Source organism: Xanthobacter variabilis (assembly GCF_043831965.2).
In the GTDB taxonomy this organism is placed as follows: Bacteria; Pseudomonadota; Alphaproteobacteria; order Rhizobiales; family Xanthobacteraceae; genus Xanthobacter.
Map to the genome: position 1 here is coordinate 1,699,510 of NZ_CM195533.1, position 22,675 is coordinate 1,722,184.

Sequence of the window (22,675 nt, forward strand, 5' to 3'; positions counted from 1 at the left end):
GGCGCGTCACACGCTGGATATGGTATTTTAGTGCCGTTTGACCTCTGGGGAACTGGCGGGGCCGCCGCCAGCGCGCGCCTTACTGCAGCATCCGCTCGAAATTGATGACGAACAGGCGCGGGTCAGGGCGCTTGTTCACGTCCGCCTTGTTCAGGGTCACCTGGGTGTCATAGCCCTGGGGGTCGGTGACCACCCACTGCTTCAGGGCCGAGGTCTTGGCGTCGAACAGGATCAGCAGGCGGTAGGTGCCCAGCATGGGCACCTGGTGCTGCATGGTGACCGTGATGAAGCGGTCGTCCTGGAAGATGCCGGTCACGTTCGGATCGTTGGCGAGGTCCACCCGCTCCGCCAGCAGAAAGCGCAGGGGCGTCTGGTCCAGAGGGGTCACGTCCTGGGTGTTCAGGCTGCGATCGCGCACCGCCACGGACTGGCCGTTGGCGATCAGTTCCACCGGGCTCGGCGGGTCATATTCAAAGCGCACGCGGCCGGGCTTCTGCATGTAGAAGTCGCCGGTGCGGCGCGTGCCGTCGGGGTCCGTCTGGGTGAAGGTGCCCGTCATGGACTGCACGGAATTATAGTAATTGGTGATGCGCGCCACGGTGGCCGGGCTCGCCCGCCCATCGGGCAGCGCGGGCGTTGGCGCGGCGGCGGGTGCGGTCGGTCGCACCTCGGCTGTGGTGGTGTTCTTGTAGGGCGCGTTCGGGCGGCGCGGGGGCAGCGGGGCCGAGGGCTGGCCCGCCGCGGGGGCCGAAGCGCTGGAATTGCTGCCGCCATCCAGGGGCCCGCCCCACAGCGAGCCGGGCGGCAAGGTGCCTTGGGCGCAGCCGGCGGTGGGCGCCGCCAGCGCCAGGGACGCCGCCAGCCAGAGGCTTGCTGCCATCACACGCGGGACAAAGAAACGGCTCGGCATCATTCACGGTCTCTGAAAGAGGGCGGCACCTGGGGCAGCATCTGTCCGGAAAGCCGGGTGCGCACCGGGCCGAATCCCGGAGCCGGCTGGCACAGACGCTGCAGCATAGCCCCTAGCGGCAGCCTATGGCGATCCTGTGGCCCGGTGGTCACAGATGCAAGAGCGATGGTGGGAGCGAGGCGCGTTGCCGCCTTTGCCCGCCCGGCGTCCGCGACCGTCGCGCGGCCAAAAGCGGCGTGGCGGGCGGCGGAAGCGCCGGGGCTCATTCCGCCGCTTCCTCCGGCAGCAGGATCTCGCGCTTGCCCGCATGGTTGGGGGCGCCCACGAGCCCCTCATTCTCCATGCGTTCCACCAGGGAGGCGGCGCGGTTATAGCCGATCTGCAGGCGGCGCTGGATGTAGGAGGTGGAGCACTTGCGATCGCGCATCACCACCGAAACGGCCTGGGAGTAGAGATCCTGCCCCTCCTCGCCGAATCCGCCCTTGTCGAACACCGCGCCGTCCTCGTCGTCCTCGTCCGGCTCGGCGGTCACGGCCTCGATGTAAGCGGGCACGCCCTGGGCCTTGAGGTGCTTCACCACGTCCTCAACCTCCTGGTCGGACACGAAGGGCCCATGCACGCGGCGGGTGCGCCCGCCGGCGGCCATGTAGAGCATGTCGCCCTGGCCGAGCAGCTGCTCGGCGCCCTGCTCGCCCAGGATGGTGCGGCTGTCGATCTTCGAGGTCACCTGGAACGAGATGCGGGTGGGGAAGTTCGCCTTGATGGTGCCGGTGATGACGTCCACGGACGGGCGCTGGGTGGCCATGACCAGATGGATGCCGGCGGCGCGGGCCATCTGGGCGAGGCGCTGGATGGCACCCTCGATTTCCTTGCCCGCCACCATCATCAGGTCGGCCATCTCGTCCACCACCACGACGATGTAGGGCAGGGCATCCAGGTTGAGCTCCTCGCGCTCATAGATGGCCTCGCCGGTGTCGTGGTCGAAGCCGGTCTGCACGGTGCGGGAGACGGTTTCGCCCTTTTCGGCGGCCTCGCGCACCCGGGCGTTGAAGCCGTCAATGTTGCGCACGCCGAGCTTGGACATCTTCTTGTAGCGGTCTTCCATCTCCTTCACCGCCCACTTCAGGGCCACCACCGCCTTCTTGGGGTCGGTGACAACCGGGCAGAGCAGATGGGGGATGCCGTCATAGACCGACAATTCCAGCATCTTGGGGTCGATCATGATGAGGCGGCACTGCTCCGGCTTCAGCCGGTAGAGCAGCGAGAGGATCATGGTGTTGATGGCCACCGACTTGCCAGACCCGGTGGTGCCCGCCACCAGCAGATGCGGCATGCGCGCGAGGTCCACGATCACCGGATCGCCGCCGATGGTCTTGCCCAGGCTGATGGCCAGCTTGTGGCCGGAATCGCCGAAGTCCTTGGTGGCCAGCAGGTCGCGCAACAGCACCTTGTCGCGCTTGTCGTTGGGCAGCTCGATGCCGATCGCGTTGCGGCCCGGCACCACCGCCACACGGGCCGAAACCGCGCTCATGGAGCGGGCGATGTCGTCGGCGAGGCCGATGACGCGGGAGGACTTGATGCCGGGCGCGGGCTCCAGCTCGTACAGGGTCACCACCGGGCCGGGGCGCACGTCCACAATCTCGCCGCGCACGCCGAAATCCTTCAGCGTGGCTTCGAGCAGGGCGGCGGTTTCCTTCAGCGCCTCGGGGGTGAGGGCGGGGGCCTTGCTGGCCGCGGGCGGGGCCAGAAGATCGAGCGGCGGGAACTGGTAGTGGCCCTTGCGGCCGGCCTGCTTGCGGGCCCCGCGGCGGCGCCGGGTGGTGGCGCTTTCGGCGATCAGCTCCGCATCCTCTTCCAGCTCGGCCTCCTCGCCGCCCCGGTGCGGCGCCTCGCCGCCCAGCCCGCTCATGCGCGGTTCCACGCGCTGGTCGGAGCTGTCGCGCTCGCGCGGGTCGCGGGCCAGGCCCGAGGGCGCCAGCGCGGCCAGATTGTGGGAGCCGAGCACGCGGGCCTTCAGCGAAAGCATGGTGTGGGTGAGCGCGCCCAGGGACACGGAGGTGCCGTCGTCCTCGTCTTCGTCATCCTCGTCCGCGTCATCGTCGTCGGACAGGGCGTCCGCGGGCTTGAGCGGCGTGCGCCGCCCGCCGGCGAAGGCGAGGAAGAGCGCGCACGCCCCAACTACGCCGCCGATGGCGCCCACCAGCGTCTGGCCGACGGGTTCCACCATGCCGGTGCCGAACAAGCCCGCGATGCGGCCGAACAGGTCGCCGATCACGCCGCCAAGGCCGGTGGTGGTGGGCCACGTGCCCAGCCGGGGCACGGCGCTGAGAAAGGCGCAGGCCCCCACCACGCCCACCGCCCAGGCGGTGATGCGCAGCTTGGCGCGGCCGAAGGGCCGATGGGTCATGAGCCGCCAGCCCCAGTAGACGAGGGGCAGCACGATGGCGAGACAGGCGAGCCCGAACAGCTGCATCAGCAGGTCGGCCAGGATCGCGCCGGGCCGGCCCAGAATGTTGTGAACCGCCGAGTCGGTGGCGTTGGAGAAGCTCGGGTCGGAAGCGGACCAGGTGACGAGCGCGGCGGTGGCGAGCACGCCGGCAATGGCGAGCCCCACGCCGATGATCTCGCGGCTGCGCCGCTTCACCCCCTGCCGCAGCACTTCGGGGATGAGGTCGAGGCGCGCCGTCTGCGGCTGCATGCGCGTATGCATGACCGCATCTGCGGAGCGGCGGGCGGTGCTGGAGGTCGCGGGCATGGGCGCAGATCTCCTTCAGTCCGATCCGGCGGCGAGGCCGGCGACGAGGCGCTTCAGCACCTCTTCCGAGGTGGGAATGTCATGGACCAGCGCAACGCGCAGCCAGTCCTCGGCCGGGTTGGTGCCGGAAAGATCACGGCGGGCGAGGTAGCCGCCGGGCACCGTGCGCAGCCCCTGTTCGCGCCACAGCCGCAACGCCGCCGCTTCGCCTCCGGTGTGCTCCGCTCCCCGCAGGTGGGAAGCATCCAGCCACAGGAAGAAGCCGCCGCCGGGCCGTGAATAGCCGAAGCGATCGCCAATGATGGTGTCGGCGAGATCGAATTTCGCACGGTAGAGATCGCGGGAATGGGCCACGTGGGCCTCATCCTCCAGCGCGGCCACGGCCACCGCCTGCAGCGGCTCGGGCACCTGCGGCGCCGCCACCCAGCGGAAGGCCAGGAATTCCTTGAGGAAGGCGGCATCTCCGGCGCAGAAGCCGCAGCGCAGTCCGGGCAGGGAAGAGCGCTTGGACAGGGAGTTGAAGGCGATGGCCCCGGTAAAGTCGCCCTGGGCCACCTCCAGGATGCCGGCCGGCTTTTCCGCGCCGAGATAGATCTCGGAATAGCACTCGTCGGAAAACAGGAAGGCCCCGTGGCGCCGCGCCAGTTCCAGCGCCCGTTCGAGATAGGCGGTGGAGGCGATGGCCCCTTGCGGATTGGCGGGGGAGGCGAGGTAGATGGCCACCGTGCGGTCGAGCAAAGCGGGGTCGAGGGCGTCGAGGTCTGGCAGCCAGCCGCTGGCGGCGGTGGTGGGCAGCACCACGGCCTCGCAGCCGGCCGCCTCCGCGCCGGCGGCATAGGCGGCATAGAATGGATTGGGCAGCAGCATGGCCGGCTTCTGCCCGGGCCCCAGCTTGCGCGGGGCCGCCAGGCGCTGCGCCACGATGGCGGCGGAGAACAGCCCCTCGCGGGAGCCGTTGAGGGCCAGCACCTCGCGATCCGCGTCCAGCGGCCGGGCGAGGGCATAGCGCCGCTCCAGCCAGCGGGCGGCGGCGGCGCGGAAGGTGGGGGTACCCTCGGCTCGGGGATAGCGGCCAAAACCGGCGAGGTTGCCGGCCAGCACCGGCCCCACGAAATCGGGCATGGTGTGCTGCGGCTCGCCCACCGCGGCGCTCAGTGGCGCGCGACCAGGCTCGATGCCGGCGAGAAGCTCCGCCAGGCGGATGAAGGGCGAGCGGCGGTCCTCCACGGAGGCCGGCGCGGGAACGGGGGCGGGCAAGATGGGCAGCCTCGGCGCACGATCGACGATGATTGCGGCCACTGTGCGCCCAATACGGTTAAGGTGCGGCTAATCGCTCGGCGCCGTGCGAAAGCAGATCACAGGCGGCGGGGCGCGTCGTGCGTGATCTCAAGACTGCGCGATATCAACGTGTTAGCGCATTCCTACAGCTGTGTTGCGGGCGCCTTGCCTGGGCCGGGATCCTTCGTCCGATGCTGAGCCTCCGCGGGTGGGAGGGCGCGTCCGGGTGAAGAGCTCCCGGAACGACTCGGTCGCGGCGGGTGCCGCGAAGGTGGAGCGGCGCAAGACCTGGATACCCAAGGCTCCGGATACCTAAGGCTCCGGATACCCAAGGCTCCGGATACCCAAGGCTCCGGATACCCAAGGCCCGGATAGCCAAGGCCCCGGATACCGAAGGGCCCAGGTCGGATCGACATTTAAGAGGCATGGTTTGCCGGGGCCTCGTTCCCTCTCCCGCTTGCGGGGAAGGGCGAGGGATAGGCCAGCCCCGCTTTGGCCTGCCTTAGGGGCGCCGAGACCGGAGATTCAAGACTTCTGAGATTTTCGAGGCGTTGCCCTTCGCCGCGCCGCCGGGGCCATCTTTCCAGCGTCTTGCCCACCCCAGCCCTCCCGCCGCAACCGGGAGAAGGGGCTGCGCCATGAGGAGCACGGTCGTGGGACATCAGCCGCGCCACGCGCGCTGGACGTCGATCCGCCTAGACCTTGGCCAGCACCTCACGGGCGCGGCGGGCGTCCTCGACGATCTGGGCCACCAGGGCGTCGATGCCGTCGAATTTCAGCTCCGGCCGCAGATAGGCGTGGAACTCCACTTCGATGCGCTGGCCGTAGAGATCGCCGGTAAAGTCGAAGATGTGCACCTCCAGCAGGGGGGCGCCATTGTCGAAGGTGGGGCGGCGGCCGAAATTGGCCACCCCGTCATGACGCTGCCCGTCGGAGGTGGTGATCCGCACCGCATAGATGCCGAAGGCGAGCTCGATATTGCCGGGCAGCGCCAGATTCGCGGTGGGAAAGCCGATGGTCCGTCCGCGCTTGTCGCCATGGCGCACCTCGGCATTCACCGAGAAGGGGCGGCCCAGCATGTGGGCGGCATGGCCCACCTGGCCGGCGGCCAGCGCCTTGCGGATGGCGGTGGAGGAAATGGGGTCGTCCTCGTCGCGCATGGGGTCCACCACCGTCACGTCGAAGCCGTGCCGCCGCCCCGCGCCTTCGAGAAAGGCGGGAGAGCCGGCGCGCGCCCGGCCGAAATGGAAATCAAACCCCACCGAAATGCCGCTGACCCCGTAACGCCCCACCAGGATGTCGCGCACGAAGGCTTCCGGCTCCATGGTGGCAAGGGCGTGGTCGAACGGCAGCACGATGGCGCCGGCAAGGCCCGTCGCCTCGATCTGCCGCAGTTTGCTCGCTTCCGGCGTCAGGCGGAAGGGCGCGGTCTGCGGGCTGAAGAAGCTGCGCGGATGCGGCTCGAAGGTGAGCGCGAGCGCCGCCACGCCCTTGGCCTGCGCCATGGCCAGCGCGGTCTCGAACACGGCGCGATGGCCCCTGTGGACCCCATCGAAATTGCCGATGGCGAGCACCGGGTGCGACAGGCTGTCCGGGAGCCGATCCGGCCCCCGCAGGACGAGGAAGGCGTGAGAGGGGGAAACAGGCATCGGCGGCGTGCGAACCCTCGGCGGCGTGGGAACCCGATGTGGGCGGAACACTGTTTTAGCGGCCCTGCGGCGTCTCCGGCCACACAGCCTTTCGGACCATGGCGCCCCTGACGACCGCAGGCTCTAGGCACAGGCGGGCAGGCCCGTCAAGGGAAGCCTGCGCCGGCCGGCGCTTGCGCGGCCTCACCAGGCAAGGCGTGGCATCACCCCGCGCGGGTGGGCATGGCCTTCGAACAAGGCGGCGAGCGAGGCGGTGTCCGGCACCGCGCCATCCACGGCCTTCAGCTCCGCCGCATGGATGCCGCCGGCGATGAAGAGGCTGTCGAAGCCGGCCCCGTTGGCGCCCGCGATATCGGTGCGCAGCGCATCGCCGATGCCCAGCACGCGGGCCTTGTCCACCGGCCCCTTGCGCAGCTTCTCCGCCAAGGCAAGGGCGGTTTCGTAGATGGGCAGATAGGGCTTGCCGCAATAGACGGTTTCGCCGCCAAGATCCTCATAGGCCTTGGCGATGGCGCCGGCGCAATAGACCAGCCGGTCGCCGCGCTCCACCACCAGATCGGGATTGGCGCAGATAAAGGGCAGATCGCGCGCCTTCATCTCGCTGAGCATGCCGGCGTAATCGTCCGGCGTTTCCACATTGTCGTCGAACAGGCCGGTGCAGACCACCACATCGGCGCTCTCCAGCTGGCTCAGCACCACGTCGAGCCCGTCATAGGTGCTGAGGTCCCGCTCGGGGCCCAGATGGAACACGCTGGCCTTGCCGCGCGCCGACAGCAGGGCGCGGGTGACATCGCCGGAGGTGATGATGCCGTCATAGCTGGTGCGCGGCACGCCGAAGCCGTCCAGCATGGTGACGATGGCGCTGTTGGGCCGCGGCGCATTGGAAACCAGGATCACGCTGGCGCCACCCGCCCGCGCGCGGCCGAGCGCCGCGCAGGCTGCGGGAAAGGCATGCACGCCATTATGCACGACGCCCCACACGTCGCAGAGAATGATGTCGTACTCTCCGGCGAATGTGGAAAGCCCGGCAATAAGGGGGGGCGCGCCGACCGGGTTCGCCGCCGGGATGCCTTCAGCCATGCCAACGTCTCCTTTTGTGCGGCGCACAGGTGCCACGGGTGGCGCCCGATCACAAGAGCCAAGGGCGAGGGACGCGCCCGCCCCGCAAGCAATGCGGGCTGCGCCGGGGACAGGATGCGGCTGCGCGGCTACGGACGGAAGCGCGGACGGAGCGCGATGGCGCCACCATTGGCGTGGGTCCACGAAGCGTGTGGGCAAATGCGGCTTGGCACTTGCTGAGAGGCGGGAGCCTTGTCTATGGTGCGCTTCGATGCGGGCGTAGTTCAGTGGTAGAACGACAGCTTCCCAAGCTGTATGTCGTGGGTTCGATTCCCATCGCCCGCTCCAATTTCGCGAGCTGTGACAATGGCTTGTCGGATTGCCGTCGAGCGGAACGGCGGGTGTCGCGTTTCTCGCGTGCGTTGACGGACTTGCTCCGCTTCTCCTTGCGAATGCCGCAGCCTTGCGGCTCTTCCCGATGGTTTCATGTCGATAGCGCGCCGTTGTCGAAGCTTCGGTGTGGCCTGTCGTGGGGTGGACCGCGGCGAGATCAGCGTCCGCTTCGCAGATGCCGATATCGGCGCCTCCCACCGTGAGGGGTTCCCGTTCGCCGATCACGTCGCTTTGGCGCGCGGTCGTTTCGAACTGGACTGCCGCGCCGGGCATCAGCGCGCCGCCCCGTTCCTGCCATCGGGAAAGGCCTGGCCGGTGATGGAGAGGGGCCCGCTTGAAGGCCTTCCTGGAACGATCCTTGGCGCTGCCTTTCATGGCGGATCTCGCCAGTGGTTGCCGATTTGGGCGGGCTGGCCGAGGCTCGGAGCATCCCTTGCGACAAAACGTGTGCCGGTAACGTTGCTGGCTACCGGCATGCCAGCTCCGCACACCGATGCGACCGCGCGTAAAGCCATGCGAGGGCGTGGCTACATCATTCTTGACCAACCTTCACGGGGCGGCCCCGCCGCGCCTTGCCCCAGGTGGGGATCTCTTTGCGGGCTTCGTCGGTGGCGGAAGGCTCCATGCGAAAGTCATGAAATACATGCCCGCGGGTCCGGGCGGAGAATTGCCTGCCCATGCGTCCCCTGGCCGCTCTGCGAGCAAGGCGTGGCCTCCATATACATTTCGGAAGGCCAGTTAGTGTCCCGACTAAATAATATAATTTCATCATAAAATTACGCATATAGTCCGTAAATATAAAGTATACTGACATTTAATTTCCAGTGGTGCCCGCGGTGCTCGTTTTCGCGCATGTTTCGTTGCGTCTGGACGCTGGGGCATCGGGTTAAAAATCGGCATCGCCCCGCCGCGCTGTTCCGGCCTAGCTTCTAAAATCGAGGGGCTGCGTATTGTTGGGCTGGCAAGTCGTGCCTGCGGCATTTTGCGTGGCAAAAGGCGTGGGGCGGTCATGTCGCGCAAGAGCTTGTCGAACACTGCCGCGGATGGGCTCAACGGGCTCGCGGTTCTGGCGAGTGTCGTGCCTCTCGCCCTGGCGTCGAGCGGCCTGTCCGCCTACGCCCAGACCAGCAACGTCACGGTCGGCCCGAACTACTACATTCCCAAGGACGAGGCACAGGGCTCGGGCGGGAGTGCGGGATATAATTGTCCGGACAGCAACGGCCTCTACGCAAATGTCGGCGGCGGGCATTCGGGCTCGGCGGGCCCGAACATCACGGAAACCTATACGAACGATCTCTCCGCCGGCGGCAGCTATGACGGTACATTTGCCCTGATCGGCAGCACCGGCGGGTCCGGCGGCACCGGTGGCCACAGCAATTGCACCGGCGGCAATTCCGGCGAGGTCAATGGCGGCAATGGCGCCGGTGGCGAGCCGGGCGGCACCGTGACGATCACCACCAAAGGTGGCTCGGGCAACGCCTTCTCCGGCAGCGGCATCATCGTCTACAGCCACGGCGGCCAGGCCGGCAATGGCGGTAATACGGAGTCCATGAACGGCTGGGGCGGTTCGGGCGGCACGGGTGGCGACGGCGGCACGGCGCAGCTGACCAATTCCGTGTCCATCACCACCACCCAAACCGGAGCGGTGGGCATCGCCGTCCTAAGCGCGGGCGGGAATGGGGGCGCCGGCGGCGATGGCGATGGCAGCGGCAAGGGCGGCAATGGCGGCTGGGGCGGCGTGGGCGGCGCGGCCATTCTCGACAACACCGCCGCCATCACCGCCCAGGATGCCATCGTCATCTATGCCGAGAGTGTCGGCGGCTATGGCGCCAATGCGGGCAGCGGCGGCAGCGGCTATTGGATCTTCGGCGGCGGCGGCAGCAGCGGCTCCGGCGGCTATGGCGCCAGCGCGGGCACGGTCACGGTCACCAATTCCGGCGCGCTCACCTCCAATGGCGCGGGCTCGCGCGGCATCGAGGCCCAATCCGCGGGTGGCGGCGGCGGCGATGCTGGCATTTCCTATGGCCTGAACGCCTTGGGCGGCACGGGCGGCCCGGGCGGAAGCGGCAGCGCCGTCTCGGTGACCAATTCCGGGTTCATCAACCTCACCAATGCATCGTCCATCGGCATCGCCGCCCAATCCATCGGCGGGGCCGGCGGAACGGGTGGGCTCGCCTTCAGTGACGGCGTCACGGGCGTCCTGCTCGGCGGCACGGATACGGGCGGCGATGGCGGCGGCGGCGGCGATGCCGGCACGGTGGGGGTGATCAATAGCGGCGTGATCTGCACCGGCAATGCCTGCAGCACCAGCACCCCGCCCTCCAGCAGCGCCGGCAGCGCCTTCGGCATCCAGGCCCAGTCCATCGCCGGCGGCGGCGGTACCGGCGGCTTCGGCATTGCGAGCTCCGTCGTGGGCAGCTCGATCGCGGTGGGCGGGGCGGGTGGCAATGGCGGCGATGCGGATTCCGTCTTCGTCTCCAACTCGGCTTCGATTTCCACGCTGGAAGTGAATTCCGCCGGCATTCTCGCCCAGTCCATCGGCGGCGGTGGCGGCGCGGCCGGCGGCGCGGTCTCGCTGGCGCTGTCGGCGGTCGCGGCGGTGGCCATCAGCCATGGCGGCTCGGGTGGAAACGGCGGCGACGGCGGGGCGATCGCTGTGAACTGCACCAGCGTGTCCGGCCTGCTGGCGACCTCCGGCAATGCGGGCACCTGCGCGGGGACCTCGTCGGCCTATTTCCAAAGCTCGCTCCTGTCCGGCGTCACCATCTCCACCGGCGGGGCGGTCTCTCCCGGCATCATCGCCCAGTCCATTGGCGGTGGCGGTGGTGAGGGCGGCTATGCGGCGTCCCTGTCGGGCAGCGCGGGCGGGGCGGTGGCCCTGTCGTTTGGCGGCTCGGGCGGCTCCGGCGGCGCGGGCGGCATCATCTACGGCGGCACCAACGGCACCAACATCACCACCCTGGGTGATGATTCCATCGGGCTTCTCGCCCAGTCCATCGGCGGCGGCGGCGGCTCGGGCGGCGCCAGCTTCTCGGGCGATGTGGCGTACGCCGTTTCGATCACCACCAGCATCGGCGGATCGGGCGGCGCGAGCGGTGACGGCAATGTGGTCATCGCGGAAAATCCCGGCGGCGTCATCACCACGAGTGGGGTCCGGGCCCACGGCATCCTGGCCCAGTCCATCGGCGGGGGTGGCGGTTCGGGCGGATCGAGCATTTCGGGGGGCGGCAGCGTTGCGATTGGCGTCGGCCTCTCCATCGGCGGATCGGGCGGCGCCGGCGGGTCCGCGAACACCGTCATTCTCTACAATGAAAGCAATCTGTTTGGCTCGGGCCTGGGCACCGGCGCCATCACCACAACGGGCTTCGGGGCGAGCGCGCTGGTGGCCCAGTCCATCGGCGGCGGTGGCGGCGTGGGCGGCTACAGCATCGATGGGGACGTGGCCCTGTCGGCGACGGCCGCGGCGTCCATCGGCGGCAGTGGCGGCAGCGGATATGACGGTGGCAGCGTCACCATCTACAATTGGGGAGCGCTGGCCACTTATGGCGGCGGCGCCCCGGTGGTCCTGGCGCAGTCCATCGGCGGCGGTGGTGGCGCGGGCGGCTTTGCAGCCAGTGGCGACGCGAGTCTGGAGGGGACGGTGGATTTCTCCATCGGCGGCAGCGGCGGCACGGGCGCTTCCGCCGGCGCGGTGACCGTCTACAATTACAATTCCATCAGCGCGCCAAGCACGGTAACCGAGACCACGACGTCGCAAGTCGCCACCACCACCTATGAAACCGAGGAGGTTTGGGTGGGGTCGCATACCATTGAGGTCTGCAACTCATCCGGATGTTACCTGGAGGAAGAGCCGATCTATGAACCGATGACGGTGGCGGTCACCACTTATTCCACCGTCACCACAACCAACTACGTGGCGACTGATGTGTCCGTCTATGGCAATACGCCGGGCATCCTGGCGCAGTCCATCGGCGGCGGTGGTGGTGCGGGCGGCTTCGTCGTCGGGGGCTCCTTGTCGGGAGCGTATGACGCGAGTGTGGAAATGGGCGGCGGCGGAGGGACGGGCGGCGCGGCCGGCGCGGTCACCCTCTATGATGATGCCAGTGTGACAGTCTCTGGCCCCATGTCGAGTGGTCTCATCGCCCAGTCCCTCGGCGGGGCGGGCGGCGCGGGCGGGCTTGCTGTGGGCGTCGGGCTGGGAGCCGGGGTCGCGGCCAATGTCGCCATCGGCGGCGGCGGGGCTAGCGGTGGCACGGCCAGCACCGTAACGGTGACGCAGACCGGCGGGGCGGTCTCCACCACGGGCACCCAGTCCGCCGGCATTCTGGCGCAGTCCGTCGGCGGATCGGGCGGATCGGGTGGCTGGGACGTGGGCGGCGCACTGGCCGGCGGCGCATCGGCAGCTGTCGCTCTCGGTGGTGAGGGCGGCAGCGGAGGGACCGCGGGTAGCGTCACCGTCACTCAGGACAGCAGCTCACCCATCACCACGAGCGGCCTGCTCTCGCCCGGCATCATCGCCCAATCCATCGGAGGGTCGGGCGGCAATGGCGGCTTCAGCGCCGCGGCGGCGGGCTCCATCGTGTTTGCGGCGGATGTCAGCCTCGCGGGCAATGGCGGCTCCGGCGGCGGCTCCGGCACGGTGACGGTGACGTCAAATGCGGCTGTCACCACCGGCGCAGACCAATCCATCGGAATTCTCGCCCAATCCATCGGCGGCAATGGCGGCAATGGCGGCTTGGCCATCGGCGGCAGCGGCTCCACGGGCGGCGGCGATGCCAAGGTGTCGGTGGGCGGCGCGGCGGCCACGGGCGGCAGCGGCGGCTCGGGCCAGACGGCGGGCGCGGTGAGCGTTTATGCCACCGACATCAATACCGATGGCTACCTTGCTCCCGCCATCCTGGCCCAGTCCATCGGCGGGGCCGGCGGCAATGGCGGATCGAGCCGCGTGTTCAGCCTGTCCGGCACGCCGGATGAGACCGATGGCATGGCGGCGAGCGTCGCCATCGGCGGCAGCGGCGCTTCGGGCGGCAATGGCGCGGGGGTTCAGGTGGTGCAGGCCGGCTCCATCCTCACCGGCTATTCGGGCATCGTGAACGACCAGTCGGCGGGCATCATCGCCCAATCCATCGGCGGTTCGGGCGGCAATGGCGGCTCGGCCGACGCAAACGCCGTCGCCAGCACCGCCTCGGTGGCGGTGGCCATCGGCGGCGGCGGCGCGGAGGGCGGGACCGGCGGCACCGTCAGCGTCGCGTCCAATGAAAGCGTCACGTCCGGCCAGATCACCACAACCGGCGCCCATTCGAGCGCGATCATCGCCCAATCCATCGGCGGGGGTGGCGGCAATGGCGGCTGGTCGCAGGCGAGCGCCTCCAGCAATGATTATGCGGCCGGCATCGCTATCGGCGGCTTCGGCGATGGCGGCGGGGCCGGTGGCGCGGTGAGCGTGAGCAGCGGCGGCGTCCTCGCCACCTATGGCCTCCTTTCCTATGGCATCCTGGCCCAGTCCATCGGCGGCGGCGGCGGCAATGGCGGCGCGGCTTCCAGCACCAGCGATGCGGGCGAGGGCCAGGAGCTCCAGGGGGGCGTGACCTCCGTGGCGGGAGCCGGAGCCGGGCAGGCCGCCAGCAATGTGAGCTCGGCGGTGTCGGGCAGCTCCAGCAGCGCACCGGAAAGCAGCGATGACGGCGCGGTCTCGGGCATTGCCGCGTCGGTTACATTGGGGGGCTTCGGCGGGGCCGGTGGCGACGGCGCCACGGTGACCATCTCCTCCATCTCTTCCATTTACACCTTCGGGGACCAGTCCTCCGCCATCCTGGCCCAGTCCATCGGCGGCGGCGGCGGCAATGGCGGCTCGGCTGCCAGCAACGCCAATGGCGATTCCTACGCCGCCTCCTTCAGCCTGGGCGGAGGGGCCGGCAATGGCGGCTCCGGCGGCACGGTCAGCGTCGACGTTACCGGCTATTTCGCGACCACCGGCATGGGGTCCGCGGGCATCTTCGCCCAATCGGTGGGCGGTGGCGGCGGCAATGGCGGGTCGTCTTCCAGCACCGCGAGCAGCGGTGGACAGGCCGCGATCGCCATGAGTCTCGGCGGCACGGGCGGAAGCGGCGGCGATGGCGGCACGGTGGACGTCACCGTGGGCAGCTCCGGGGTCGCCTATGTCAATACGCTGGGCGCGAACGCGGCGGGCATCTTCGCGCAGTCGGTGGGCGGCGGCGGCGGCAATGGCGGCTCCAGCTTCGCCAGCTCCAGCGTCACCCCGTCGAGCGGATCTTCCAACTCCGCCTCCAGTTCCACCGGCAGCCTCTCCGGCTCCGCCAGCGGCGACGAGACCTCCTCGGCCGCCGGCCAGCAGGGGGACAAAGGCGGCAGCCAGGCCGGATCGGACGGCGGCTATTCCCTCGCCATGGGCCTCGGCGGCAGCGGCGGCACCGGAGGGGCCGGCGGCGCGGTGAGCGTGACCAACGCTGACATCATCGTCACGGGCGTCGACCTCACGGGCACCACCACCAGCCTCTCGAGCGCCAATTCGCCGGCCATTTTCGCGCAATCGGTGGGGGGCGGCGGCGGCAATGGTGGGTCCAGCACCGTCAATTCCTCCGCCAGCGAAAGCAGCCTGTCCCTCTCCATCGGCGGCTCGGGATCGGGCGCGGGCGCCGGTGGCGGCGTGAGCGTCACCAGCCAGGGCACGCTCTACACGGCGGGCGACAATTCGAGCGCGGTCTTCGCCCAATCGGTGGGCGGTGGCGGCGGATCGGGCGGCGCCTCCTCCAGCACGTCGGGGTCCGGCGGCACGGCCTCCCTTGCGCTGGGCCTGGGCGGCAGCGGCGCGGGAGGCGGCGACGGCGGCACTGTGACCGTCACCCTCAACACGCCCGACAGCTATTCCGGCGTACCGCTCGGTATCACCACCCTGGGAGACGCCTCCTATGGCGTCTTCGCCCAGTCCATCGGCGGCGGCGGCGGATCAGGTGGAGCCTTCACCGGCGCGGCCACGGCGGGCAGCGGATCGGGTGATGCCAGCGCATCGGCCTCCTCCTCCGGCACTTCGTCTTCCGCATCGAGCGGCGTAGCGCTGGCCATGGGGCTTGGCGGCTCCGGGGGCGCGGGCGGATCGGGTGGAGACGTCTCCGTGACCTCCGCTACCAGCATCCTCACCCAGGGCATGCACGCCACCGGCATTCTCGCCCAGTCCGTGGGCGGGGGTGGCGGCACCGGCGGCGCGGTCACCACCAATGCCAATAGCGGTACTTACGCCCTCTCCTTCGGGCTCGGGGGCACGGGCGGAACGGGGGGCACCGGCGGCGGCGTGAGCGTGGACAGCGAGGCGGCGATCACCACCTCCGGTCTCCAGGCGTATGGCATTCTCGCCCAGTCCGTGGGCGGCGGCGGTGGCCTTGCGGGGGCCGCCAACTCGACCACGGCGGCTGGCGGCGACGCCAACATCGCCCTGGCCTTCGGCGGCTCCGGCGGCAGCGGGCAGACGGGCGGGAGCGTCAGCGTGTCGGCCACGGCGGCGCTCGTGACGTCCGGCGCGGGCGCCACGGCGATCCTCGCCCAGTCCATCGGCGGCGGTGGCGGCGCGGGGGGCTCCTCCACCTCCAGCGCCTCGAGCGGCAACATCGCTGCCGGCCTGGGCCTCGGGGGATCGGGCGGCACCGGCAATGACGGCGGCTCGGTCTCCGCCAGCGGCTGGGCGGCCATCACCACCACCGGCGCGAACGCGGCGGGCATCATCGCCCAGTCGGTGGGTGGCGGCGGCGGCCTCGGCGGCTCGTCGACCTCGGGCGCGGGTGGCGGCGGGGATGTGACCACCTCGCTCGCTCTGGGCGGCACCGGAGGCGCGGCGGGCGACGGCGGAGCGGTCTCGCTGACCTACGACAATTATTACAGCGTCATCCAGCTTTCCAGCGCCGGCGCATTCGCCCATGGCCTCGTGGCCCAGTCGGTGGGCGGCGGTGGCGGCATCGGCGGCAGTTCCAATGGCAGCGCGACTGGATCTGGCGATGTCACCGCCACCTTCGCCCTTGGCGGGGCAGGGAGTTCGGGCGGCGATGGCGGGCAGGTGGATGTCTCCACCGACTCGGCCCAGGTCTTCACCGCCGGCACGGGCGCCATCGGCCTCCTGGTGCAATCCATCGGCGGCGGTGGCGGGGCCGGCGGCAGCAGCGACGTGATGGCCTCCGCCTCGTCCGATAGCGGCTCCGCCAGCTATGCGGCCGGCATCGCCCTCGGGGGCAGTGGCAGTGGCGGCGGCGCCGGTGGCGTGGTGAGCGTTCAGAACTGGATGTCCACATCCACCTCGGGCGCGCTGGCCCCGGCGGTGCTGGCGCAGTCCATCGCCGGGGGCGGCGGACTGGCCTCGGGATCGGCCGAAATCACCGGCAGCGCCGCCACCAGCAGCATCACCCTTTCCCTCGGCGGCTCCAGCGGCCTCGGCGGCACCGCGGGCAATGTGACGCTCGACAATTACGGCTCCGTCACCGCCTTGGGCCTTGCCTCCCTGGGTGTGGTGGCGCAGTCCATCTCCGGTGGCGGCGGCCTGGCTGGCGTCCTCGTCAGCGGCGATGGCTCCACCGTCGTCACGACCGATGGCTCGATCACTCTGGGCGCGACGGGCTCCGGCAGCGCCGACGCTGGCACGGTGAGCCTGCTGACGGGCAACAATGTCAGCACCGCCAGCAAGTGGGCCGTGGCCATCGTTGCTCAATCCATCGCGGGCGGCGGCGGTGTCGCGGCTCGTGTCATGGATGATGTCTCCAGCAGCAGCAGTTCCGGCACCGTCACCCTCGGCGGCAGCGCCGGCGGTAATGGCGGCGCAGTGAGCGCCTCCATGATCAACGGCTGGAACACCACCACCACCAGCGAATACGCTCACGGCATTGTCGCTCAATCCATCGGCGGCGGTGGCGGCATGGTCCTCGCCAAAGCGCAGACCTTGACCCTGGGCGGCAGTGGCGGAGGCGATGGCGGCAGCGTCACCGTTTCCACCGCAGGGACCATAGCCACGGCCGGCTCCACCGCGCTCGGCATCATCGCGCAGAGCATCGGCGGCGGTGGCGGCATCGGCGTGGCGTCCAACAGCGTGGTCTTCAACGGCGGCAGCACTTCCGGCGACGGCGGCACGGTCGATGTCACCGTGGGCGGAGCCATTCTGACTTCCGGCACCAATGCGGTGGGCGTGCTCGCCCAATCCATCGGCGGCGGGGGCGGCGCAGCCTTGGCCGACAACGAGACACTGACCAGCAACACGCCGTCCGGCAGCGGCGCCGGTGGCGCGGTGACGGTGAACATCAACGCGGCCGTCGCCACCACCGGCAAGGGCGCGACGGGTGTCATTGCCCAATCGGCCAGCAATGGCGGCGGGCTGGTGATGAACGGCACCACCATGGAGCTGGTGAACGGTTCCACCTCCAGCTCGGGCAAGGTGACGGTGAACGTCAATACGGGCGGCTCGGTGACCGTCACCGGCTCTGGCGCCAGCGGCATCCTGGCCCAGGGCAATGGCGATCCGATCATCACCATCGCGTCGGGCGCCTCGGTCGTGGGGGGGGCCGGCGGCACCGCCATCACCAGCGACGGCCTTGAGACCTACATCACCAATCTCGGCGCGCTCGGCACCGTGGACGGCGCCGGTGGGCTGGCCATCCGCACCAACACGGGCTTTGCCGAGATCTCCAATGGCGGCGTGCTGATCGGCGACCTTGCCCTGGCCGCAGGGGCCGCGAACCTGGTGACGAACCTCGCCTCCGGCACCATCCTGGCCGGCAGCGCGCTGGATCTGGGCGGAACCGGCCTGCTGGTGAATGCCGGCACCCTGGCCCGTGGTCTGGCGAGCGTCGGCACCACCCTCATCAATGGCGACTTCCAGCAGAAGGCCGGCGGCACGCTGGTGGTGCGCATGGATCAGGATGCCATCCAGGCGGACAGCTATGTGGTGACCGGCTCGGCCCAATTGTCCGGCACCGTGCGCGGCGCGCTGATGGACCCGGCCCATGCGCGGCCGGGCCGTTTCTCCGCCGCCTTCTTCTCCGCCCAAGGCGGGATCGACCTTGACGCGCTCTCGGTGGCGGGCAACACGGCCATCTTGAGCTACAGCCTCCAGCCGGCCGGCGGCGACCTTGCTTTGGGCGCCGCCGTCGATTTCACCCCCGCCGGCCTCTCCGAACGCGGCCAGCTCACGGGCGCGCTGATCGGCGCCATTCAGAACCGAGGGTCCTCGCCCTTGTTCGAGAGCATCGTCCCCGCTTTGCTCGATGTGCCCGACGCGGCGAGCCTGAGCGGCGCCTATGACATCGTCGCCGGCAATGCGGCCTCGCTGGTGCCCATGGCGATGATGAACGCCACGGCAGCCAGCCTTTTCGCCGTGACCGGGGAAATCGATCGCTGGCGCACCGGAAGTGGCGTCGGGGTCGCCCCCATCGCACAGCAGGGCGAGGGCGCGGCGGCGTTCGGCCGGGGCTTCTGGTTCGCGCCCATGGGCACGGCCACCTGGGGCGGCGGCATTTCCGGCAGCACGGTGGGGGCCACCATGGGGCTCGACGGGGAGCTGCCGGATGCACCGCTGCTGCTTGGCGGCGCGCTGAACTATTCCTTCACCAGCCTGGACGCGTCCGATGACGGCGCCAGCACCAGCACGAACTACGGCAATCTCAGCCTCTACGGTGCCTATGTGGCCGGGCCGGCCTATGTCTCTGCCACCGCCGCATTGGGATATGGCCACACCTCCATGGGCCGAAACCTGAACGGCCTGGGCCTCGCTCTATCCACGGATTCCGGTTTTGACGGCACCATTCTGGGCGGGCGGCTGGAGGTGGGCTCTGCCTTCGCCATTCCCGGCAGCGCGGCCAAGGTCACGCCGTTTGCGGCGTTCCAGCCCATGCAGCTGTGGCAGGGTTCGGCCGCCGAGCTGTTCGCGACCCGGGGACCCGGGCTGAGCTATGACGCCACCTCCATCACCGCGCTGCCGCTCTATCTGGGCACGCAGCTCGATGCCCGCTGGACGCTGGATGACGGGCGCACCCTGACCCCCTTCCTGCGGTTGTCGTGGATGCATGACTTCAGTCCGGATCGGGATGTGCCGCGCAGCTTCTCCGAGCTGCCGGGCTTTTCCTTCGCCAGCAACGCTCTGCCCACGGTGAGCGACGCTGCGGACATTCACGCGGGCATCGAGCTTGCCGCCGGCGCGGGCCTGTCGTTCACCGCCGCCTTCGATGCCCAATTGGCGCAGGGCTACAACAGTGCCGGCGCCAGCGGCGCATTGCGCATCCGCTGGTAGAAGCGACGGATGCGCCGTTCAGCCCCCCGGCCGCGGGTGGGCGAGGGCGATACAAGGTGGCATCGATCTGCCCTTTCGTCGCGCGGCAACCGGGCGGGGCGCTCCCCGGGGTGTGCCCAGCGAAGCGGAGCCGGCGCGGGACGCGTGTAAAAGCAAAAGGGTGGATCATCTCCCCGGCGGTTATCTGCACCTTGCGGAACATCTGCTCGTCGTGCCGCGACGGTGTGACATGCCGGTGGTTGAAGATTGCTGGGGCGTGGTCGAGCTGTTCGGTTTCGCGGCTGCTGATCCATCGATGCATGACCGCCAAGGTTGCGCCGCGCAGGGGGCTTGAACCTCAGAGCGAAGAGGCTGCGGCGCCGTTGCCCGCTTCCGGCGCGCCGCCGGCCGATAGCTTCGCCACATCCAGAAAGGCTGTGAGCGCGGGCGAGACGTAGACCTGTGCCCGCCGGATGAAGAGCGTTTCCACCTTTGCCTCGTCCTCTGGCAGGGGCAGGAGGGAGACGGCGTGCCTGCGCGCCTGGGCGGCGGCGAGGTCGACCGGCAGCAGCGTCAGCCCCATGCCGGCGGAGACGCAGGCCAGGATGGCGTCGAGGCTGCCATATTCGAGGGTGCGCGCCACGGCGATGTTCCGGCGCGCCAGGAGCTGCTCCAGGCGCTGGCGATAGGAGCAGCCGCGACGGAAAACGAAGATGTTCGCCTGTCCGCGATCCGCGAAGAGATCGAGCGTGCGCACATCCGGTCCCGCCACCACGGTGAGCTCTTCCTCAAACGCCCGGCGGGCGACAAGGCGGGGGTGAGCCACCGGCCCGCAGACATAGGCGCCCTCCAGCTCCTGTTGCAGCACCAGCTCCGTCAGCTCGGCGGTGGTGCCGGTGCGCAGGGTCAGGTCCACATCCGGATAAAGGCCGGAGAAGCTCACCAGGCGGTCGCTGAGGCGGAGCGCCATGGTGGTTTCCATGGCGCCGATCAGCAGCGGCCCGCGCGGCCGGTCGGACGCGGTCACGGACAGGCGCGCCTCGCGCAGCAGGCGTCCCACCTCCGCTGCGAAGGGCAGAAGCCGCTCGCCCGCCGAGGTGAGCTTCACGCCCCGCGAATGCCGCTCGAACAGGATGACGCCGAGGTCGGCCTCCAGCTTCTTGATGCGGCTGGTGACGTTGGACTGGGCGGTGTTCAGCCGCGTCGCCGCCCCGCCGATGGACGCTTCACGGCTCACGGCGAGGAAAAATTCGAGGTCGGCGCTCTGCATCAGGCATCTCATTTTCAGATGACTAAGATCAAATCAAAGCATTTTCCGAATGTCAAAGCCGTTGCTAGCCTCGAAAATGATCAGGGGAAAATCTGATCATAAATGAGGCAGTCGGCGGCCGGACCCGTTCCCAACCGCGGCGCCGCATTCCGTGACGCGCATGCCTTCCGCTTCGGAGGACGGCTGCGGCGCGCGCGTCGGCCTTCCAAAGACGGGAACAAAAACATGACCTTCCAGACCACCCCACAGCACGCGTCCCCCGGGGGGAGCGCAGCGCTCGGCCTTTCCGCCACCGCCATTCTCAGCGGCTTCTATCTCGCCTTCACCGCGCTGTGTGCCTTCGCGCCGGAGCTGCTGGCCGCGCCGGTCCTGCCCGGCGGGTCCTTCAACTGGGCGTTCGCCCTCGGGCTTGGGGTGATCGGCCTCGGCTTCGTGCTGACCGTGGGCTATGCGGTGGCCGCAAACCGGCGGGAAGACGCCGCGTTCGCCCGGCGCTCCCTGCTCTCGGCGGAAGGGGCGGCGCGATGAATATGCTCGCCATCGGGTGCTTTCTCGCCATCGTGGCGCTGTCGCTCGCCATCACCTGGTGGGCGGCGCGCAACACCAAGGGCACCAACGATTTCTATGCCGCGGGCGGCAATGTCACGAGCCTGCAAAATGGCCTTGCCCTTGCCGGCGACGCGCTCTCCGCCGGCGCCTTTCTCGGCCTTACGGGGCTGATCTTCGCCAGGGGTTTTGACGGCTACATCTATGCCATCGGCTATTCCACGGGCATGCCCATCGTGGTGTTCCTGCTGGCGGAGCGACTGCGGCAGCTGGGCAAGTTCACCTTCTCGGACGTGGTGAGCCTCAATCTCGACGAAACGCCCATGCGCATCTTCGGCGCGGTGGCCTCGCTGGTGGTGATCGCCTTCTACCTGATCGCCCAGATCGTCGGCGCCGGTGCCCTCATCGAGCTGCTGTTCGGCATCGACTTCAAGGTGGCGGTGACGCTCGTGGGCGCATTGATGATCTGCTACGTCATGTTCGGCGGCATGATGGCGACCACCTGGGTGCAGATCGTGAAGGCCTGCCTCATGCTGGCCGGTGGCGCGCTGATCGCGGTGCTGGTGCTGCAGCGGTTCGGCTTCGACCTGTCGGCCCTGCTCAAGGGGGCTGCCTCGGCCCATGCGCGGGGCGCCGGCGTACTGGCACCGGAGGCCGCTTCCCGGTCGCCTTTCTCGGCCCTGTCCCTGGCGCTCGCGCTCATGTTCGGCACGGCCGGGCTGCCGCATATCCTGATGCGCTTCTTCACCGTCCCCGATGCCCGCGCCGCCCGCAATTCGGTGGTGTGGGGAACGGCCTTCATCAGCACCTTCTACGCCGCCACCGCGATTTTCGGCCTTGGCGCCATCGTGATCCTGTCTGGTGATGCCTCCGCCGTCGGCGCGGATGGCAAGGTTATCGGTGGTGTCAACATGGTGGCCATTCACCTCGCCCGCATCCTGGGCGGCGACGTGATGCTGGGGCTGGTTTCGGCGGTCGCCTTCGCCACCATCCTGGCGGTGGTGGCGGGGCTGACGCTGGCCGGGGCCTCCGCCGTGAGCCACGACCTCTACGCCCGGGTGGTCCTGAAGGGTCGCGTGGACGAGGCGCGGGAGCTGAAGATCTCGCGCATGGCCACGGTCGCGCTCGGCCTCTTGGCCATCGCGCTCGGCATCGCCTTCCAGGGGCAGAACGTTGCCTACATGATCTCGCTGGCCTTCGCCATCGCCTGCTCGTCCACCTTCCCCGTGCTGGTGCTGTCCATCTATTGGCGCGGACTGACGACGCGCGGCGCCATCGCCGGCGGCAGCATCGGGCTGCTGGCGGCCGTCGGGCTCACCATTCTGGGTCCCTCCATGTGGGTGAAGGTGTTCGGCTTCGCCGCGCCGGTGGTGAGCCTGGATCCGCCCACCCTAATCTCAATGCCGCTGGCCTTCTTCACCTGCTGGCTGGTCTCGGTGGCGGAACGGCGGGGCGCCCGCGCGCTGCCGGACGCCGCCTAATCCGCGCGGCCGGGCAACCGGCCCGGGGTGCTCCTTCCGCACATCTGGCGGGCGCGGCCCATCTGGTCGCGCCCGTC

The 22,675-nt window shown here is 69.4% G+C and carries 10 protein-coding genes and 1 tRNA gene; 5 read left to right on the forward strand and 6 right to left on the reverse strand.

Going from position 1 to position 22,675, the window contains the following annotated elements; genetic code table 11:
- Positions 1 to 79 precede the first annotated feature (79 nt).
- The 5 genes from V5F26_RS07470 to V5F26_RS07490 form a co-directional block, all read right to left on the reverse strand.
- Complete coding sequence (locus V5F26_RS07470; protein ID WP_394055065.1) at positions 80 to 913, reverse strand: LolA family protein; 834 nt, start codon at positions 911 to 913, stop codon at positions 80 to 82.
- 259 nt (positions 914 to 1,172) lie between these two features.
- Positions 1,173 to 3,620 (reverse strand): DNA translocase FtsK, encoded by a 2,448-nt coding sequence (locus tag V5F26_RS07475; protein WP_445329473.1) that lies wholly within the window; start codon positions 3,618 to 3,620, stop codon positions 1,173 to 1,175.
- A gap of 60 nt (positions 3,621 to 3,680) precedes the next feature.
- Positions 3,681 to 4,922 (reverse strand): aminotransferase class I/II-fold pyridoxal phosphate-dependent enzyme, encoded by a 1,242-nt coding sequence (locus V5F26_RS07480; RefSeq protein WP_394947048.1) that lies wholly within the window; start codon positions 4,920 to 4,922, stop codon positions 3,681 to 3,683.
- A 716-nt stretch (positions 4,923 to 5,638) separates the two neighbouring features.
- Positions 5,639 to 6,592, reverse strand: a complete 954-nt coding sequence (locus tag V5F26_RS07485; protein WP_394055061.1) for a bifunctional riboflavin kinase/FAD synthetase — start codon at positions 6,590 to 6,592, stop codon at positions 5,639 to 5,641.
- Positions 6,593 to 6,775: 183 nt separating this feature from the next.
- Positions 6,776 to 7,672, reverse strand: coding sequence for a TIGR01459 family HAD-type hydrolase (locus tag V5F26_RS07490; RefSeq protein ID WP_394947049.1), 897 nt, complete (start codon positions 7,670 to 7,672; stop codon positions 6,776 to 6,778).
- A 252-nt stretch (positions 7,673 to 7,924) separates the two neighbouring features.
- On the opposite strand from V5F26_RS07490, the gene V5F26_RS07495 reads away from it, so the two are divergent.
- From V5F26_RS07495 to V5F26_RS07505, 3 genes are all read left to right on the forward strand, one after another.
- A tRNA-Gly gene (locus V5F26_RS07495) sits at positions 7,925 to 7,999 on the forward strand.
- A 1,054-nt stretch (positions 8,000 to 9,053) separates the two neighbouring features.
- Positions 9,054 to 19,322, forward strand: a complete 10,269-nt coding sequence (locus tag V5F26_RS07500) for an autotransporter outer membrane beta-barrel domain-containing protein (RefSeq protein ID WP_394947050.1) — start codon at positions 9,054 to 9,056, stop codon at positions 19,320 to 19,322.
- Positions 19,323 to 19,482: 160 nt separating this feature from the next.
- Positions 19,483 to 19,656, forward strand: coding sequence for a hypothetical protein (locus tag V5F26_RS07505; protein ID WP_394947051.1), 174 nt, complete (start codon positions 19,483 to 19,485; stop codon positions 19,654 to 19,656).
- A gap of 3 nt (positions 19,657 to 19,659) precedes the next feature.
- Here the strand turns inward: V5F26_RS07505 and V5F26_RS07510 are convergent, their stop codons facing one another.
- The gene (locus V5F26_RS07510; RefSeq protein ID WP_394947052.1) at positions 19,660 to 20,571 is read right to left on the reverse strand and encodes a LysR family transcriptional regulator; all 912 of its coding nucleotides are present in this window, start codon (positions 20,569 to 20,571) and stop codon (positions 19,660 to 19,662) included.
- 225 nt (positions 20,572 to 20,796) lie between these two features.
- Here V5F26_RS07510 and V5F26_RS07515 point away from each other — a divergent pair, with 225 nt between their 5' ends.
- Together V5F26_RS07515 and V5F26_RS07520 are read left to right on the forward strand one after the other, a co-directional pair.
- On the forward strand, positions 20,797 to 21,099 hold the full coding sequence (locus V5F26_RS07515; RefSeq protein ID WP_234051561.1) for a DUF485 domain-containing protein: 303 nt from the start codon (positions 20,797 to 20,799) through the stop codon (positions 21,097 to 21,099).
- A complete protein-coding gene (locus tag V5F26_RS07520; RefSeq protein WP_394055052.1) occupies positions 21,096 to 22,598 on the forward strand; it encodes a sodium:solute symporter family transporter in 1,503 nt (500 codons plus the stop codon). Before V5F26_RS07515 ends, V5F26_RS07520 begins: the two co-directional genes overlap by 4 nt.
- The last annotated feature ends 77 nt before the right edge of the window (positions 22,599 to 22,675 follow it).